Source organism: Clostridium aromativorans (assembly GCF_020908015.1).
In the GTDB taxonomy this organism is placed as follows: Bacteria; Bacillota; Clostridia; order Clostridiales; family Clostridiaceae; genus Clostridium_B; species Clostridium_B aromativorans.
Map to the genome: position 1 here is coordinate 394,512 of NZ_JAJJPB010000001.1, position 18,241 is coordinate 412,752.

An 18,241-nucleotide genomic window follows, 5' to 3' on the forward strand; every position below is an offset into this window, starting at 1 on the left:
CCTTTTACTATTTAAAAATAATTCAATTTTATTTATATACTTGAAGCGCCTTCTCTGTAGAATGTAATAAATTAGACAATTCAAAGACTTCTCCCTCTTCAGTCAGTTTATTTAACTGCATCTGATATCTGGTAGCTTCAGTTAATTTACCCATAGATGACAGTGTCAATATGTTATTCATTATATCCGAGACCAGACTGGATTTTACCTCAAACAGCTTTTGTGCATCTTTTATTTCATCCTTGATTTCAAGCATTTGTTCATCAAGTTGAAATGCAGCATCTGCCGCACTTTTCAATTTTAATTTAATGGCATCTGGTATATCATGTTTATATTTATAATTTAGAGAATGTTCCGCAGTAGCCCAAAAATTCATTGCCAGTGTTCTTATTTGAAATTCAGCTAATATCTCAACCTCCCCATCCGACATATTCACGGGATACTTGATCACCATATGATAGCTTCTATAACCACTTTCTTTTACATTGGTTATATAGTCCTTTTCATACATTATCTCCATATCTTTTCTATTTCTAACTATATTAACTACTTTACTTATATCATCTACAAACTGGCACATTATTCTGATTCCTGCTATATCCTCCATTTCATATCCTATTCTATCCAAGGGTATATTAAACTTATTTGCCTTTTCCAGTATACTTGATATTTCCTTTACTCTTCCTGTAACAAACTCTATAGGTGAATATTCATTTTTTCTCCTATACTCTTTTCTTATGCTCCTAAATTTTACCTTCAATTCCTCAACAGCTTGATTATATGGTAGTAGAAATGTCTTCCACTCTCTTATTGCCACATAAATCACCCCTAACAGATATTATAAAATTAATTCATCTAGTACAATAATACTATTATATCAAAAATATGGAAAGTTTAAGAACTATTATTTTAACTAAATTTTTGATATAATGGTTAAAGAGGGTTAATTTATATTATAAAATTTATATGATCAATAGTAAAGGTGATAGAATATGTCTAGAGAAATATCCTTAAATCCAGAAAGTTTAAAATCAAAAGACAAGCAAAAATCCATGTTGTACGATAGAAAAATAACCTGTCCTGTCTGTGAAAATTCCTTTAATGCCAGGGCCATTAAAAAATCTTCATACAGGATAACAAAAAGGGATTCAGATTTTTTTATAAGGTATTCTATAATAAATCCCTATTTTTATGACGTATGGGTATGTGATAACTGTGGTTACGCTGCTATAAAAAACGATTTTCTTCATTTAAATGAACATGATGCAGATACAATAAGGAATAAGATTTCCCCTAAATGGCACCGCAAAAATTACCCAGAGGTATATGATATTGAATTAGCTATTCAAAGGTACAAGCTATCTCTTTTAAATTATTATGTCATAGATGCCAAAGCCAGTAAAAAGGCAATTAACTTTCTAAAAATTGCCTGGATGTATAGGCTTAAAAATGATAATGAAAATGAGATAAGATCCTTAAATCAGGCATTAGACAATTTTAGCACCGCATATTACAATGAAAGCCTACCAATATGCGGCATGGACAGGTACACCACCACCTATCTCATAGGTGAACTTATGAGACGTACAGGAAAAGAAGAAGAATCATTGAGATGGTTCAGCCAAGTAGTAACTTCTACTGCAGCATCTTCAAGAATTAAAAATATGGCCAGAGATCAAAAGGATCTTGTAAAAGATTTTCTTAAGAATAAATCACTGCCTTCCGAAGGACAGCCTAAAAAAATTCTCAAAGAGAATAAAGCTCACGGCCTATTCGTTAAATTTCACAAATAGCAGATGATCTGGCAAATAAATTTTTCCCTTATAGGATAAACTTATCTGCCAATTATTATTTTAGGATCAAAATCTATATAATCTGCAGAAGTCAATATATACTCTATTCCATTTAAATCTCCTGTCACAGCTTTTAAAGAGGTTTCTCCATGGAGATGTCCATATATAACTTTTTCTACTTTATATTCCTCAAATATATCTTTAAATCCTGAACTCATAAATTTTTCACCTATGGGAGGATAATGAATGGCAGCTATGAATTTACTGTATCCCGCTTCTACTGCACAGCTCAATGAATTCCTCATTCTCATAAGTTCTCTTTTATATATTTTTTCATCGTGTTGGGAGAAATTTTCACTACCTGGACAATTCCATCCTCTAGTTCCGCACAATGCATAATCCTTATATGGGAAAAAATTATTTTGTATAAAACTCATATCATCATATAAACTGTTCAATTTTGTGATGCCGTTCCACCAATAATCATGATTTCCCTTTACCAATATTTTTTTCCCCGGAAGATGATGAATCCACTGCAAATCCAAAAATCCATCTCCCATATTCATAGACCAGGATATATCCCCTGCTATAATCACCGTATCCTCACAAGTTATTTTATTCATCCAATTTGATTTTATTTTTCTATCATGTCCAATCCAATTGTCCCCAAAAATATCCATAGGCTTATCCCCAGTCATATCTAAATGCAAATCTGATATTGCAAATAAAGCCAAATCATCACCTTCTACTTATATTTTCATCTATATCTATTACATATGCTATAACCTTAGCCACCGCATCATATAATGCAACAGGTATATAGTTCCCTACATCTACATTGATCAAAAGATCCGCCAATTCCTTGTCATAGACTATAGGAACTCTATTTTCTTTTGCTTTCTCCAATATATTATCTGCTATCTGTCCTATACCTGCAGCAGTGACCATAGGCGACTCATAGCTCTGTTCATATTTTAAAGCTGCTGCCTTTTTTCTTTCACTCATTCTTTTATCCTTACCTTCCTTCCCCCTTTTTACTCCGTTAAATATGGTTCATACTCTAGCATTGAGTATACTTATATCCTTGTCCTCAAAAAATTCCCCGCAGGTGGATATGTTCATTTCTTCTACCTTCTCATGAAATCTGACATCTACATTATACCCCACATCCGATAAGCTCTCCAGTATTTTCTCGTGCTCTCTGCTAAGTAGATCCAGCCATTTTTCATTACATTTAATATCTATATCCATATTGTGACCATTCACAGTCAAATAGGTATCTACTACTCCCATATTTTCAGTGCTTATAGAAGCAGCTATTTTGACATTTGTGGAATCTATTTTTTTCCCTTTTTTCCTTTCATCTTTAATCATAAGCCTACACTGATAATTGTTCTGATTCAAATTTATGGGAAGATCCATATAATAATAGGAATTTGAAATAGTATTGAATATTTTAAAATCATTTATATTATTATTCAGTATATGATTTATATTTTCGGAAATATCATTTTTGCCGCTATTTTTTTGTTCTAATATTTCTCTCACAATATCTTTCATATCATTGATCTTTGCATCTATTTGATCTTTTATCTGTACAGCAATTTGTCCTATATTATTTTCACTTGCAGCTCTGCCTCTATGTGAAACATAAGGCATGATCCTATCTTTTACAAAAGAACTCAGAACATTATCAGGATGAACTTTACCTGAATCCCCCATACCACTTGTCTCTCCGGTTGTTTCAATAGTTTTACTCTTTATATTTATTTCATTTTTGGAAGTTTCCTGGCTTTTCAAATTCTGTACACCTAAATTTTCTTCAGCATCTGCTGCAGTTTTCAAAGCATTTGTCTTTAAACCTATGCTGCTTTTTTCACCCTCCAGTTTTGTTTTTAAACCTGTCCTGTCTTCTTCACCCTGGAGTATGGCAAATTGGTTTTTACTTTTATCAATAATGCCCACATTGTTTTCTTTTAAACTATCTTCAGCATTTTTAGCCTTATCCTGTAATTGGATATTTTCAGATTGATCTTGCTGGACAATTTGTTTTGGTAAAAGCTGTCCAAGATTCTTAACTTCATTATATATAGTTCCCTTGTTTTTGAATATACTGTTAAAACTCTTTATATTATTTTCATCTAATTCTATATTGTTCTCCAAAAAAGTAAACAGATCATCTCCGTTTATACTCTTTAGCTGGTTAAAAAATTTTTTCAAAGTAGTATTTGTAAATTTGCCTTCTTCACTGTCGGGTGATAGATTTTTACTGATTAAATATTTCTGAATAAAGATATCCTGTTCCTCCGGATTCTGTTTTATCTTGTTCATAAATTCCAGTACACTTTTTATGTTGGAAATATTATCTTTTGTAAGCGGGATTTCATGTTTAACCATTTTATATATAAGATCATAATCTTCATTACTGAGATTAAAATCATTTTCTTTGATAAACAAACTTATGGGATCATTGCCACTGTTATTATGCTCTCCTTCTGAATTCACAATTTTTAATTTTAATTTTCCATTTTCAAACCCTTCTACTTCCAGTCTTATCAATTGATTTTCTAATATATTCTGATAACTTTCCAGTTCACCTGAAAATTGCCATCCATCTAAAAGCTTTAAAAGTATTTCTCCTGTTGATTTATTTAATTGCATAACTCTAGCAGAAAATTTCTCTCCTATTTGAAAAGAAAGCTTTGCAGATATTTTTTTATTATTTACATTATAGGTGCTGCTTATATTCCAAATCCCTGACAAATTCATCACCCTTTTTAATTTACTAAAAATTTTTGTTCTATATATAATTTATCGTATGAAATCCCTGTTTCATAATAAAAAAATCCGGGAATATCCCAGATTTTCTTATTATGACTCCTCAGTTAAGTTAATTTTTATTTTCTGCTAACTTCCCATCTCTTGCCTGTTCCTGCTTTAATATTGGAGATACACTCTTATAGAGAACAAGCGTAAGGGCTGTAAGTGCTATTCCCTTTAACAGATTGAATGGCACAATGGCAAATAATACCAGTGTATTTAAATCCGTTACGCTCCCATTTATCTTTCCTGCCACCGCTACCATTGCGCTTATAGGAAAATTAAGTACTTTTTCATAAAGAGGAAGTAGTATAAAATAATTTAGCAGTGCAGCTGCTGCCGACATGGCAATAGTTCCAGCTCCAAGGCTGATTACCGCTGACTTTTTGGTTTTCTTTTTACTGTATATATACCCTGCCGTAAAAACTAAAACTGATCCTACTGCAAAATTGGCAACTTCACCTATAAAGGCAGTCTTTCCGTTAAATATCCCATGAAGTATATTCTTCAAAAATTCTATGGCAATTCCAGCTCCTGGTCCCAGCGCAAAAGTTCCCATCAAAGCCGGTAAATCACTTATATCAATTTTCAAAAACGATGGGAATATTGGAAGGGCAAATTCTATAAACATAAGCAAAAAGCCAACTACTCCCAGTAATGATATTTTTACTAACCTATTTAATTTGTTATTTTTCATCAGTTGACACCCTCCTAAAACATCAAATATAATCTTCCAGGTGAGCAAACATAATAAAAAAACCTGATAAATAAATACCAGGGCTAATAAACATTACATTCTCACTTCTTCCATCCAGACTTTACTGTCGGCCTCGGAATTTCACCGAATCATACCCTTTGGGGCTCGCGGGCTGTACCGCCGGTGGGGAATTACACCCCGCCCTGAAGATTACTTTTTAATTTTCAAATTCATTATAATACTTTTATACCCATACTTCAATATATTTTCTTAAATTATATTGTAAAAAATACATTACTTTGATATATAATTAAGTTATAAAATGTAAAAGCTATTAAAAAATATATAAAGTTGGGTGATGTAATAATGAAACCTGTACACATGTTCGTAACAAGCTGGTGTCCTTACTGCAGGCAGGCACTGTCCTGGATGAAGGAACTTCAAAACAAAATTCCTGAATATAAAAATATCAATGTTGAAATAATTGATGAAGAGAAACACCCAGAAATAGCCAAAAAATATGACTATTATTATGTACCTACATATTTCGTAGGAAACACCAAAATTCATGAGGGAGTTCCATCCCAGGAGATAATAAGGAAAGTTTTTGAAAAATCCCTTCACTAGAAAAATTATATATTATTGGGAACCGCTTTACTTCATGCTAAGAGAAATCCTCTTTCTCTTAGCATCCACTTCAAGCACGGTCACCTGTACAATGTCTCCTACCTGTACAACATCAAGAGGATGTTGTACAAATTTATCTGAAAGCTGGCTTATATGCACCAGTCCGTCCTGATGTACCCCAATATCCACAAAAGCACCGAAATCAGCTACATTTCTAACTGTACCAGTAAGTACCATTCCAGGTTTAAGCTGGTTTATATCCATAATACCTGTCTTAAGCACAGGTTTTGGAAGCTCTTCTCTTGGATCTCTTCCTGGTTTTTTTATCTCTTTTATTATATCTTTTAAAGTGGGTATTCCTACCTGAAGTTTTTCAGAAAGAACTTGCATATCTATCCTTTCCACTCTATCATCAATATGGGAGACATCTTGTTTTTTAAGATCTTCTGAAGTATACCCCAAAGTTTTTAAAAGTCCTCTTGCCGCACTATAGGATTCGGGGTGTACTGAAGTATTATCCAGCGGTTCGGCGCTTTCCATCACTCTGAGAAATCCAGCACACTGCTCAAAAGCCTTGCTGCCAAGTCTTTTCACCTTTAAGAGTTCTTTTCTGCTTTTAAATTTTCCATTTTCCTCTCTGTAGACTACAATATTAGCTGCTATAGTTGAATTTATTCCTGATATATAGGATAAGAGAGATGGCGTTGCTATATTTAAATCCACCCCTACACTGTTTACACAATCCTCTACCACACCTTTTAGTGATTCATCTAATTTTTTAGGAGCAATATCATGCTGATACTGTCCCACTCCTATGGATTTAGGATCTATCTTAACAAGTTCTGCAAGTGGATCTTGAAGCCGCCTTCCTATGGATATAGCTCCCCTTAAGGATACATTTATATCTGGATATTCCCTTGCTGCAAGTTCAGAGGCAGAATAGATGGAAGCTCCCGCCTCAGATACTATGACATAATAGAGATCCCTGTTTTTCTCTGCTTTTACTTCTTTTATAAGTCTTCCTATTACTTCTTCAGACTCTCTGCTGGCAGTTCCATTTCCAAGAGATATAACATCAACATTATATTTATAAATCAGCTCTTTGAGTTTTTTTATAGATCCATCTATATCGTTTTGGGGAGCAGTAGCATATACTATGGCAGTATCTAAAAGCTTACCCGTATCGTCCAGTACCGCAATCTTACATCCATTTCTAAAACCAGGATCATAGCCAAGTACATTTTTGCCTTTTATAGGAGGCTGCATTAGAAGGGCCTTTAGATTGGCCTTGAATATCTTTATAGCCCCTTCCTCTCCCCTGTCCGTAAGTTCAGATCTTATTTCCCTTTCAATAGCAGGGTAGATCAGTCTTTTTAAAGAATCTCCAATACTTTTTTCTATATATGAATCAGTTATACTGTTGCCCTTCAAGCAGTGATTTTTTAAATAAATTATTATATTATCCATATTGCAGGTTATTTTTACTGATAAAACCTTTTCTTTCTCGCCCCTGTTTATGGCAAGTATTCTATGGGCGGGAATGGATTTAACCGCCTCTTTATAATCATAATACATTTCATAGGGAGTAGTTTCTTTACTTTCCCCTCTGCTTTCAATTACACCGTTGTCATAGACAAATTTTCTTATCCATTTTCTATACTCAGCATTGTCAGAAATAATTTCACTTATTATATCCACAGCGCCATCTAATGCTTCATCTATGGATTGAACTCCTTTTTTATCACTTACAAATTGTTCCGCATATCTTCCTATATCTCCTTTAAAATTCCCGTCTAAAATTACCTGTGAAAGTGATTCAAGTCCTTTTTCCTTTGCAATAATAGCCCTGGTTCTCTTTTTAGGCTTATAGGGTCTGTATATATCTTCTACTTCCGTAAGAGTAGTGGCATTTTCTATAGATTTTTGCAAATCTTCTGTCAGCTTGCCCTGCTCCCCCACTATTCTTATGATATCTTCCTTTCTTTCCTTAAGATTCCTGAGATATACAAGCCTTTCTTCAAGTTTTCTCAAAATCACATCACTCATGCTTCCAGTTAGCTCTTTCCTGTATCTGGCTATGAAAGGCACTGTATTTCCTGAATCTAAAAGCTCAATTACATTATCTATATATTTTTTATTTACTCCCAGCTCCAGTGCCAGCGTATTTGTTATATTATCCATATTTTCCTCCTGATAGATTTTTGTCTGAAATAATGCAGCTAAAAATATATTACAACAGTTATATACATTTTGGCAAATTAATATATTTATAAAGACATCAATTAAAGAGGTTTATTTATAATGAAAAATTTCATGCTGCGTTTATTATTTGCTGTATTGTGTCTTACCTGTTCTTTGAGTTTTCAATACTGTTATCTCATAACCCCTTTAGACTCAGCTGAGGTAAAACACAATATCTCCTATTTATCCTCTGATTCATTTAAAGGAAGGCTTCCCGGCACTCTGGAAAACTATGAGGTAGTAAATTTTATAAAAAATTACTTTCAAAATCAGCACTTAAGGCCCTACAAAGGCAACTATCTGGAGAACTTCAATGTACTTTACCCCAAAAGAATAGAAGGTGTCCCCTATCTCAGGGTAATAGACAAAAATGGTTTCATAGTACGGCAATACAAATATGGAGCGGATTATAAAGAAGATATGCTGAATTTCAAGGACAACAAAATATCCTTTAAAAAATCCGATATTCTTGTGGAAAGGGGAAACAATTTCCAAATATACCAGAACGGCAAATATTTTGTATTCTACAATCCAGAAAACGATAATCTGAATTTCAGAAGTTCCTTTATGGCAAACTCCAGTCAATCCATGTACGTAATGGTAAAAAAACAAACTGCCCAAGATATAAAAAAATATGTAGATTCTGGTTATGAAGTCAGTTGTTTCATTCCCATTGAGAATAAATTAACATCTGTATACAATATAATAGGATACATAGAGGGAAAAAATACAAACCTCCCGCCTCTTGTTTTATGTGCGCATTTTGATCACCTTGGCACTGATCTATCTGGAAAAGTATACAGCGGATCTCTGGACAATGCCTCTGGTACCTCTTTTTTACTGGGACTTGTAAAATATATAAACTCCCTTGGAAAGCCGGATAGAAATATAGTAATTGTATCTTTCAATGCCGAAGAATTTGGCTGTCTGGGTTCAAAGGCCTTTGTCCAAAAATACTATAATGAATTAAAAGGCTGTAAAGTAATAAATTTTGATATGATAGGCAGTGATAAAAAAATACCTCTCACTATAATGGGCAGTAAATGGGACACAAAAAAATCAAGTCTTGTCCAAGAAATAGCTAATTTGTGCCGCAAAAATAATGTGGAATTTAAATATACCTTTGAAAATTCCAGTGACCACGAATACTTCAGAGCTTATGCTATAGATGCTGTTACTCTGTCAGATGAAGATATGTCAAAAATACATACGCCGGAAGATAAAAATAGATATATAAGTACAGCTTCTATAAGCAGGTGTTTTAGTATAGTCTCGGATGAAATATTAAATTATGCCTTTAGTAATAACTTTTATGTTCTATACTGCCGCATTTCATTTATATTATCTCTCTTAGGCATACTGATAATATTGAAACTACGTATCTGAAAAAGGTTTTGCACTTTTTTTCCTGAATTCAATAAAAATCATTATTATAACAGCAACTATAAATATAATTGAACCACAGCTGAAAAATCCAAATTTTCCACCGAATTTTTCCATCACTACACCTGCAAAAGCACTCCCAAGAGGGGTGCTTCCTATATTTAAAAGAGAATATATGCTCATCACCCTTCCTCTATATGCATCTTCAGTATTAAATTGGATTATGGTATTGGCTTTATTTAAAAAAGTAAGATTGAAAAATCCTATGAGCACAAAAATCATACTTACGGATATAAAATTTTTTGTGAACAGAGTTACTATCTGTAAAATTGCAATTATAAAGGAATTTATAATAAGATAATATCTAGCTCTAATTCTCCTGCCCTGTCCTGCCATAAACATGGCTCCAAGAAGAGAACCCAGACCTATAAGGCTCATTAGCAAACTATAGGTCCTGGCTCCGCCTTCCATGACTTCTTTTGCAAAAACAGGAACAATCACATTGCTGTTGAACGCAAAAGTACATACTATTGCCATCATGAACATTGTGGATATCAATATTCTTTTATGTACTGTATACAATATACCATCTTTCAGATCTTTAAGCAAATTGGATTCAGTATTTCTAATTACGGGATTTCCCATATGTTTTATCTTGACTATCCCATATATTACAGGTATGAAACTGACGGCATTCATCAGGAAGCACTGGAACACTCCGAGATCATCCATTATTATTCCCGACGCCGCAGGTCCAATTATACGTGACATATTGAATACGGTGGAATTTAAGGATATGGCATTGGGCAGATCTCTTTTTCCCACAAGTTCAATAAAAAAGGACTGCCTGGTGGGCATATCAAAGCTTGTTATGATTCCATTTATAGCCGCCAGCAGAGCAAGTATCCAGTATTTGCTCTCACCCATATATACAAAAAAGCTCAGTGCAAAAGCCTGCAGCATATAGGATATCTGGGTTACAAGAAGAATCCTTTTCTTGGGATGCCTTTCCACAATTACACCACTTAACAGGGTTATTAAAAGCACCGGAGCATATTGAAACACACCTATAAGTCCAAGCAAAAAAGGAGAATTGGTTATTTTATAAACGTACCAGCTCAGTGCCGTATTCTGAATCATGGTTCCCATAAGTGACAAAAATTGTCCGGATAAAAAATATCTGAAATCTCTATGATTAAGTGAAATAAAGGTATCTTTGAATTTTGTTCCAGTGCTCAATGTCATAGCCCCTCCCAACTGTTTAAAATTAATATACTGCCTGATAATTAAAATCCGGCAGTATATTAATTACATCTATTTTGTTTGCTGATTTAAATATCCCTTTATAAAATCATCTATATTACCGTCCATTATGGAAGATATATTTCCACTTTCAACACCTGTCCTGTGATCTTTTACCAGTGTATAAGGATGAAACACGTAGGATCTTATCTGACTTCCCCATCCCATATCCTTAAGCTCTCCTGTCAAATCCTCTATTTTGTCTTTATGTGCTCTCTCCTTAAGTTCTACCAGCTTTGATTTCAACATTTTCAGTGCCTGCTCCTTGTTGTAGTGCTGGCTTCTTTCATTTTGACACTGGACAACTATGCCTGTAGGTATATGGGTTATTCTAACAGCTGATTCAGTTTTATTTACATACTGTCCCCCTGCGCCTCCTGCCCTGAAAGTATCTATTTTTAGATCTTCAGTTCTTATACTTATATCCTGACTCCCTGTGAGTTCAGGAAGCACCTCTACTGACGTAAAAGAGGTCTGTCTTTTCCCATTTGCATTAAAAGGAGATATTCTAACCAGTCGGTGAATTCCCTTCTCTGCTTTTAAATATCCATAGGCAAATTCTCCAATAATTCTCAGAGAAACACTTTTTATTCCAGCATCATCCGCAGCAAGCATATCCAATGTCTCAATTCTGTAACCTTTTTTTTCTGACCATCTTGTATACATCCTGAGGAGCATTTCCGTCCAGTCCTGCGCATCTTTTCCTCCTACTCCTACATGTAAATTCAATATGGCATTATTTCTGTCATACTCACCATTTAGAAGCGTTTCCGTTTTGAACTTTTCTACATGAAACTGTATATTTTTTACTTCACCTGATATATCCTTAGGTGAAATACTCTCATCTTCCGATGCAATTTCAATGAGAACTTTAGCATCCTCTATTCTCTGCAGGAGACTCTTGTATTCATTGAGCTTATCCTCAAGATCTTTTTCCTCACTGGATACCCTTTGAGCTTCTTCTACATTATCCCAAAAGCCAGCCTTTTGCATTTTCATCTGGAGTTCTTCTATTCTATTTTTAGAACCTTCTATGTCAAAGTGAATCCCTCATTTGCTCTATACTCTGTTCCAGATCATTTAATTTATTCATATCTTCTTCCAATTGAAATACCATTTAATCACTCTCCTTTTATAATTTTAGGCAGTTCTTCCGCAACAATTTTTATATTTTTTACCGCTGCCGCAGGGACATGGATCATTTCTTCCCACAGTCTTCGCCTTTCTTATAGGTTTCTTTTTTACCACACTATCCTCCTGCTGATTAGTACTTACGTTTCTAGCTACTCTTTCTCTTTCCGGTGCTCTCTCTATCTGTACATGAAGCAAATACTTGATTGTATCCACTTTGATATTGTAGATCATTTCATTGAACATCTGACTGCCCTCAAATTGATATGCCTGGGCAGGTTCCTGCTGCCTATAAGCTCTGAGCCCAATAGCTCTCTTTAGATGCTCCATATCATCTATGTGATCCATCCACCTTGTATCAACAACCCTGAGAAGAATAACTCTTTCAATTTCTCTCATCTGTTCCGGGGTAAATTCCTTTTCTTTCTCCTCATACATTTTTATCCCTATATCTGTAAATTTAGCTTTAATTTCTTCATTGGAAAGATTTATAATATCATCTTTTTTAACAGAACCCTTGGGTATATAAATTTCCTCCATATAGTCAATCAGTTTCACTATTTCATCTTCAAAATCCTCTTCTATACCAGATATATGAGAATCTACAATAGAAGATACCAAATCCTCTATCATCTTTAACATATCATCTTTCAAATCCTCTCCCTCAAGGACTTGAGATCTCTGTCTATATATGATTTCCCTCTGCTTATTTATAACATCGTCATACTGAAGAAGTGTTTTTCTTATGTCAAAATTATTTCCTTCCACTTTCTTTTGTGCATTTTCTATGGCATTTGTAACCATTTTACTCTCTATGGCTTCATCATCTTTAAGCCCCAGTTTTTCCACTACACCCTGAAGTCTGTCTGAACCAAATATTCTCATGAGATCATCTTCAAGAGATACATAGAATCTTGAACTTCCAGGATCGCCCTGACGGCCTGAACGACCTCTGAGCTGGTTGTCAATTCGCCTGGATTCATGCCTCTCTGTACCTATTATCTTAAGTCCTCCCAGGGCAACAACACCTTTTCCGAGTTTTATATCAGTACCACGGCCAGCCATATTGGTAGCTATAGTAACAGTCCCCTTTTCACCTGCATGAGAAATTATCTCCGCTTCTTTTTCATGAAATTTAGCATTTAAAACCTGATGGGGAACTCCCTTTTTCTTAAGCATATCTGATAGAAGTTCTGATTTCTCTATACTCACAGTACCTACCAGCACCGGCTGACCCTTTTTATATGTTTCGTATATTTCATCAGCTATGGCATTGAATTTTCCCTTTGCACTTTTATAAACAACATCTGGATAATCTTTTCTTATAACCGGTTCGTGTGTAGGTATAGCTATTACATCCAGCTCATATATCTCTCTGAATTCATTTTCCTCCGTTTGTGCAGTACCTGTCATACCGGATAATTTATTGAACATTCTAAAATAATTCTGGTAGGTAATGGTGGCAAGGGTCTTGGATTCTCTCTCAACCTTGACTCCTTCTTTAGCTTCTATGGCCTGATGAAGCCCGTCACTGTATCTTCTCCCCTCCATCATCCTTCCTGTAAATTCATCCACTATCAGTACTTCTCCATTTTTCACCATGTAGTCCTTATCCCGCTTCATTATATAATTGGCCTTTAGGGACTGAACCACATAATGTTGTACTTCCATATTTTCAGGATCGGCATAATTGTCAAAATGAAAGAAAGTTTCAGCTTTTTTTACACCTGTATCTGTAAGTATGACTGCATTTGCCTTTTCATCTACCGTATAATCTTCTTTTTGCAGGGACTTTGCAAAACTATCTGCAACATTGTAGAATTCAGTTGATTTTTCTCCCTCTCCCGAAATAATAAGCGGTGTCCTTGCTTCATCAATCAGAATTGAGTCAACTTCATCCACTATGGCAAAATTCAATCCTCTTTGAACTCTCTCTTCCTTGTATATAACCATGTTGTCTCTCAAATAGTCAAAGCCAAATTCACTGTTTGTTCCATAGGTTATATCACACCTATAGGCTTCCTGACGCTGTTTTTGATCCATATCATGCAAAATAACACCCACTGTAAGACCTAATGCCTCATATACAGGTGCCATGGAATCCCTATCCCTTTTAGCAAGATAATCATTCACAGTTACTATATGCACTCCCTTGCCGGTAAGAGCATTTAAATAAGCCGGTGCCGTGGCAACCAGAGTTTTACCTTCACCGGTTTTCATCTCTGCTATCCTCCCCTGGTGCAATACCACTCCACCTATTAACTGTTCTTTGTACTGTTTCAACCCTACATTTCTATATCCTGCTTCCCTGACAACTGCAAAAGCTTCAGGCAGTATCGAATCCAGAGATTCTCCCTTGGAAATTCTATTCTTAAATTCATCTGTTTTAGCTCTCAACTCTTCATCACTAAACTGCTTCATTTCAGAATCCATACTATCTATTTTATCCGCTATAGGGATAATTCTTTTTACTTCCCGTTCGCTGTACGACTTAAATAATTTCTGAAAAAGTTTCATTTTTTTTTCATCCTCACCACATTAAATTTTATAAAAATACATGCTTTTTAAATTATATCATCTAACTATTAGCTATTCAACTCATAGAAATAATAGTTTACTTTAGTTTAATAATATAAGCTGTATTTTAAAGTGTAAAGAAGAGGAAGCTCCTGCTTCCCCTCCAGTAATAATCTAAAATTCAGGTTCTATTAAACCATAATTTCCATCCCGTCTTTTATAAACTACATTTACTTCCCCATTTTCAGCATCCCTGTATACAAAAAAGCTGTGGCCTAAAAGCTCCATCTGAAGTACTGCCTCCTCTGACGACATAGGCTTCACTGCAAATTTTTTAGTTCTTACTATTTTATGTTCTTCTTCGTTTTCTTCTGCATCATTTGGTATAAATTGAAATCTTAGAGATTCAGAATTGTTTCTTTTCAAAAGCTTTGTTTTCTGCTTGCGTATTTGTCCTTCTAATTTATCTAAAACCAGATCTATTGAAGCATACATATCTCCATTTTCTTCTTCGCCTCTTAGTATAACTCCATTAAAGGGAATGGTTACTTCGATTTTTTGCCTGTTTTTCTGTACACTTAATGTAGCATGAGCCTCTACATCAGGGTTGAAATACTTATCAAGCCTAGATAATTTTTTTCTCACAACATTTTTCAATGCATCAGTTATCACCATATTCTTTCCAGTTACAATTATTTTCATATTTTCAGCCCCTTTCCTATAGTTATTCTAAACTGATTGAGTATGTTTAGAATCAATATACTTTTATTTGTTAATATTATTGTAATACTACTAATTATAAATTACAATAGCTACCTATTTAAACAATTTCACTTCAAATAAAATTCATGCTTAAATTAAAACATTTATAGAACTTCTATTAAAAATTCACATAAAAAAACCTGTACTTTATAAAAAGTACAGGTTTTTTTCATCAGATCTACCTTAAATTTTGCTCATATGCTTCTATCATTTTCTTAACCATATTTCCACCTATTGAACCAGCTTCTCTAGCTGTTAGATCTCCATTATACCCATTTTTCAAGTTTACTCCAACCTCTTTTGCTGATTCCATTTTAAATTGATTTAAAGCTTCTTTAGCTTGTGGAACTACTGGTTTATTACTATATGCCATAATACACACTCCTTTTTATAGTAAATTTTACTGCTTACAATTACAGTTTGTACATTACTGCAAAAATTATTCTAGGTAATTGATGGATCTTTTAAAAAGCATCTATTATTTTAACAATCTCGGACCCAACCTGACTCTTTCATTCATGACTAAAGCCAAAATAGAATTTATTGTATCTATTGACTTTGCAGAAAATATATCGAATTTCCCGAAAAAAGCAATAGTTCCTAAAAAAATATTAAATAAATTTGACATTGTAATATTTTGCTGTATGACTCTGTATGCATTCTGAGATAGCATTATTAGATCATCTAATTTATTAATATCCTCATCAAAGATAATACAATCTGAATTAAATTTAATCTCATTACTGGAATAGTTTGCAAAGCTCACACTTATATCTGCGGCTCTCATTGCCATAATATCATTTATTCCATCTCCAACCATCATAACAGTCCCCTGAGATTTCTGGTCTAATATAATTTGAAGCTTTTCTTCACTATTACAACCGCCATAGACATTTTTTATTCCCAATTTATCGGCAATATATCTACCTTTCTCACAACAGTCACCTGTTACTAAAGATATGTTCTCCACATGATTGAATTCAAGCTTATTGATCAAATCGCAAGCACCTTTTCGTATAGCTTCCTTCATCACAATCAGACCTGCTACTACATTATCTATACTCACAAGCATAGGACTGTATAGGCCGCCTTCATAATATGCGTACCTTTCCAGAACATCATTTAAATCAACATTATTTTCCTTAAGAAAACCATTATCTCCAATCAATACTTTATGGCCATTATATCTCGTACTTATTCCTTTCGAAGGTAATAAAACTATTTTTTCCAGCTTTCCCTCTGCCTCATAAAAACTTGTTTCCATTGATATACCCTGAGAAATATTCGGAATCTCTTCACAGTTTTCGCCTTCACAGGCAGAACATATTTTCAACAAGTCCTCAATTGTGTAATTTTCATTAAAGGATTCAATATGGGCAATGCTCATGTTCTTATAAGTAAGAGTTCCCGTTTTATCAAAAACTAAGCTATTGATATTGATAATTTTTTCGAGAGTGTTGGGATTCTTAATATATATGTCATACTTACTCAGCCAATGTACATAATTCTTTATTGCCGTACTCAATGCCAATTCTGAGGATGCCGGGCACAAAAGCAATATTATCGACAGTGCATTTAATATGTCACCTGTAAACACATAGTTTAAGGCTGACAATACCATCGCAGCAGGCAGCGCCCTCTCCTGATATCTTATAACACTTTTTCTTAAGTTCAGCTTATCAATAGAAATATCCTCTTTCTCAAGAGGTTCAGCTAATCTCGATATTCGAACTTTCAGTTCTCCAGATATCACAACAACCCCTTCATATACTTTGCTGCCTTCTTCTATTAAAGATACAAGAGGCTGTCCCGTATAGTAAAAACTATTTACTGCAGCTCTTCCCTCCAGAACTTTTCCATCTACAGGAATAACTTCCCCTTTATGGACTAATATAGTATCTCCTACTTCCAATGATTTAACTGAAGTCAATATTTCATTGCCATCACCTGTAACAATCCAGGCTGTATTGGGAGGATTAGCTGTACTCTTTCTCAACAGGCACTGGCACTTTAAATCCGCAGACACTTTTATATAATCTGTAAAATCAGTCATCAAAATCAAAAATAAACCTTCTGTACTTTCTCTAGAAATAGTCAAAATCAGACCGGCCAACTTTAGAAAAACATCTGGATGAGGATATATGCGCCCTGCGAGCCTATTATAAGCACTCCTAAATACAGAATATCCACCTACTATTGTTACAAGAGAGGCCATTTCTACCATAGCAAGACTCCCGCTTAAAAAAAATTTTCCAAACAGAAGCTGTTTAATTTTAAAAAATAAATATACTAGAGTGGATCTTATAAAATTATTTTTAACAATATTCCTTTTATTTTTAATATTGTAGTATGAATCATAGGCTTTGAAAATTTCATCATTATAATTTATTTCAGAAGTCAGTGTCTGCTCAATACTATTTTTAATTGACTTAAGATCGGTCTTTTTTTCATCATACAAAACCAGAATAGTTCCAATATTATAATTTACCTTACTGTATTCTACTCCATACAGACCTTCTGTATATATATCAATATATTTTGCCAATCCCTTGTTTAAATATGCTTCATCACATTTAAATCTCACTCTTCCAGGTAACACACTCAATTCCCTCAACTTTAAAATTCATCCTCCTTGCAGCACTAAAAATTGTTAACTTTTTCACTCTGCCTTCTGATTACAATTACACTTATCAGCGTTTAAACATCAACGACCTCATTACATGTTTATACAATCTCTTATTATTCACTTTTTGACACTCTTGAAAGAAAAAGTTGCCCAAATCCGTTATGGATTCAGACCATAATGATAATATCTTTTCCTCAGATGAAGGATTATTCTTAATTTCCTCTAGACTAAAAATCAATAAGTCCTGTAAAACTGCTTCAGCTCTATTTAAGCTATCATTTATTAAAATTGCATTAGCTGAAATATCTGCATTGTTTTCCATATATAAAGCTCCTTGTATAT

The 18,241-nt window shown here is 34.0% G+C and carries 16 protein-coding genes and 1 riboswitch; of the genes, 3 read left to right on the forward strand and 13 right to left on the reverse strand.

Annotated elements, in window-relative coordinates; all coding sequences use genetic code 11:
- Positions 1–28 precede the first annotated feature (28 nt).
- Positions 29–817, reverse strand: coding sequence for a GTP pyrophosphokinase (locus LN736_RS01890; protein WP_150358887.1), 789 nt, complete (start codon positions 815–817; stop codon positions 29–31).
- A 175-nt stretch (positions 818–992) separates the two neighbouring features.
- On the opposite strand from LN736_RS01890, the gene LN736_RS01895 reads away from it, so the two are divergent.
- On the forward strand, positions 993–1,793 hold the full coding sequence (locus LN736_RS01895) for a DUF2225 domain-containing protein (RefSeq protein WP_229980658.1): 801 nt from the start codon (positions 993–995) through the stop codon (positions 1,791–1,793).
- Between the two features lie 41 nt (positions 1,794–1,834).
- On the opposite strand, the gene LN736_RS01900 is transcribed toward LN736_RS01895, so the two are convergent.
- The 4 genes from LN736_RS01900 to LN736_RS01915 all read right to left on the reverse strand — a co-directional run bounded on the left by LN736_RS01900 (position 1,835) and on the right by LN736_RS01915 (position 5,310).
- The gene (locus LN736_RS01900; RefSeq protein ID WP_179978112.1) at positions 1,835–2,527 is read right to left on the reverse strand and encodes a metallophosphoesterase; all 693 of its coding nucleotides are present in this window, start codon (positions 2,525–2,527) and stop codon (positions 1,835–1,837) included.
- Between the two features lie 4 nt (positions 2,528–2,531).
- The gene (locus tag LN736_RS01905; RefSeq protein ID WP_179978113.1) at positions 2,532–2,798 is read right to left on the reverse strand and encodes an EscU/YscU/HrcU family type III secretion system export apparatus switch protein; all 267 of its coding nucleotides are present in this window, start codon (positions 2,796–2,798) and stop codon (positions 2,532–2,534) included.
- Positions 2,799–2,846: 48 nt separating this feature from the next.
- A complete protein-coding gene (locus LN736_RS01910) occupies positions 2,847–4,562 on the reverse strand; it encodes a hypothetical protein (RefSeq protein ID WP_229980660.1) in 1,716 nt (571 codons plus the stop codon).
- Positions 4,563–4,683: 121 nt separating this feature from the next.
- Positions 4,684–5,310, reverse strand: a complete 627-nt coding sequence (locus LN736_RS01915; RefSeq protein ID WP_150358882.1) for an ECF transporter S component — start codon at positions 5,308–5,310, stop codon at positions 4,684–4,686.
- A gap of 98 nt (positions 5,311–5,408) precedes the next feature.
- A riboswitch (FMN riboswitch) is annotated at positions 5,409–5,525 on the reverse strand.
- A gap of 151 nt (positions 5,526–5,676) precedes the next feature.
- On the opposite strand from LN736_RS01915, the gene LN736_RS01920 reads away from it, so the two are divergent.
- Positions 5,677–5,937 (forward strand): glutaredoxin family protein, encoded by a 261-nt coding sequence (locus tag LN736_RS01920; protein ID WP_150357884.1) that lies wholly within the window; start codon positions 5,677–5,679, stop codon positions 5,935–5,937.
- 27 nt (positions 5,938–5,964) lie between these two features.
- Here the strand turns inward: LN736_RS01920 and LN736_RS01925 are convergent, their stop codons facing one another.
- The gene (locus tag LN736_RS01925) at positions 5,965–8,118 is read right to left on the reverse strand and encodes a Tex family protein (RefSeq protein ID WP_229980662.1); all 2,154 of its coding nucleotides are present in this window, start codon (positions 8,116–8,118) and stop codon (positions 5,965–5,967) included.
- Between the two features lie 120 nt (positions 8,119–8,238).
- On the opposite strand from LN736_RS01925, the gene LN736_RS01930 reads away from it, so the two are divergent.
- The gene (locus tag LN736_RS01930) at positions 8,239–9,564 is read left to right on the forward strand and encodes a M28 family metallopeptidase (protein WP_150357886.1); all 1,326 of its coding nucleotides are present in this window, start codon (positions 8,239–8,241) and stop codon (positions 9,562–9,564) included.
- On the opposite strand, the gene LN736_RS01935 is transcribed toward LN736_RS01930, so the two are convergent.
- From LN736_RS01935 to LN736_RS01965, 7 genes are all read right to left on the reverse strand, one after another.
- Positions 9,553–10,800, reverse strand: coding sequence for an MFS transporter (locus LN736_RS01935; protein ID WP_229980664.1), 1,248 nt, complete (start codon positions 10,798–10,800; stop codon positions 9,553–9,555). The genes LN736_RS01930 and LN736_RS01935 overlap by 12 nt on opposite strands.
- 75 nt (positions 10,801–10,875) lie before the next feature.
- Positions 10,876–11,980, reverse strand: a protein-coding gene (gene prfB, locus LN736_RS01940) for a peptide chain release factor 2 (RefSeq protein WP_150357888.1) whose coding sequence is annotated in 2 segments (ribosomal slippage) — positions 10,876–11,913 and positions 11,915–11,980 — 1,104 coding nt in all. Because the reading frame shifts where the segments join, the coding sequence is not laid out codon by codon here.
- A gap of 23 nt (positions 11,981–12,003) precedes the next feature.
- Positions 12,004–14,511, reverse strand: a complete 2,508-nt coding sequence (secA, locus tag LN736_RS01945; protein ID WP_150357889.1) for a preprotein translocase subunit SecA — start codon at positions 14,509–14,511, stop codon at positions 12,004–12,006.
- A gap of 174 nt (positions 14,512–14,685) precedes the next feature.
- Positions 14,686–15,213 (reverse strand): ribosome hibernation-promoting factor, HPF/YfiA family, encoded by a 528-nt coding sequence (gene hpf / locus LN736_RS01950; protein ID WP_150357890.1) that lies wholly within the window; start codon positions 15,211–15,213, stop codon positions 14,686–14,688.
- Between the two features lie 238 nt (positions 15,214–15,451).
- Entirely contained in the window at positions 15,452–15,646 is a 195-nt protein-coding gene (locus LN736_RS01955; protein WP_106008317.1) for an alpha/beta-type small acid-soluble spore protein, read from the reverse strand.
- A 105-nt stretch (positions 15,647–15,751) separates the two neighbouring features.
- Complete coding sequence (locus LN736_RS01960) at positions 15,752–17,887, reverse strand: heavy metal translocating P-type ATPase (RefSeq protein WP_229980666.1); 2,136 nt, start codon at positions 17,885–17,887, stop codon at positions 15,752–15,754.
- Between the two features lie 76 nt (positions 17,888–17,963).
- Entirely contained in the window at positions 17,964–18,221 is a 258-nt protein-coding gene (locus LN736_RS01965) for a hypothetical protein (RefSeq protein ID WP_150357892.1), read from the reverse strand.
- Between the last annotated feature and the right edge of the window lie 20 nt (positions 18,222–18,241).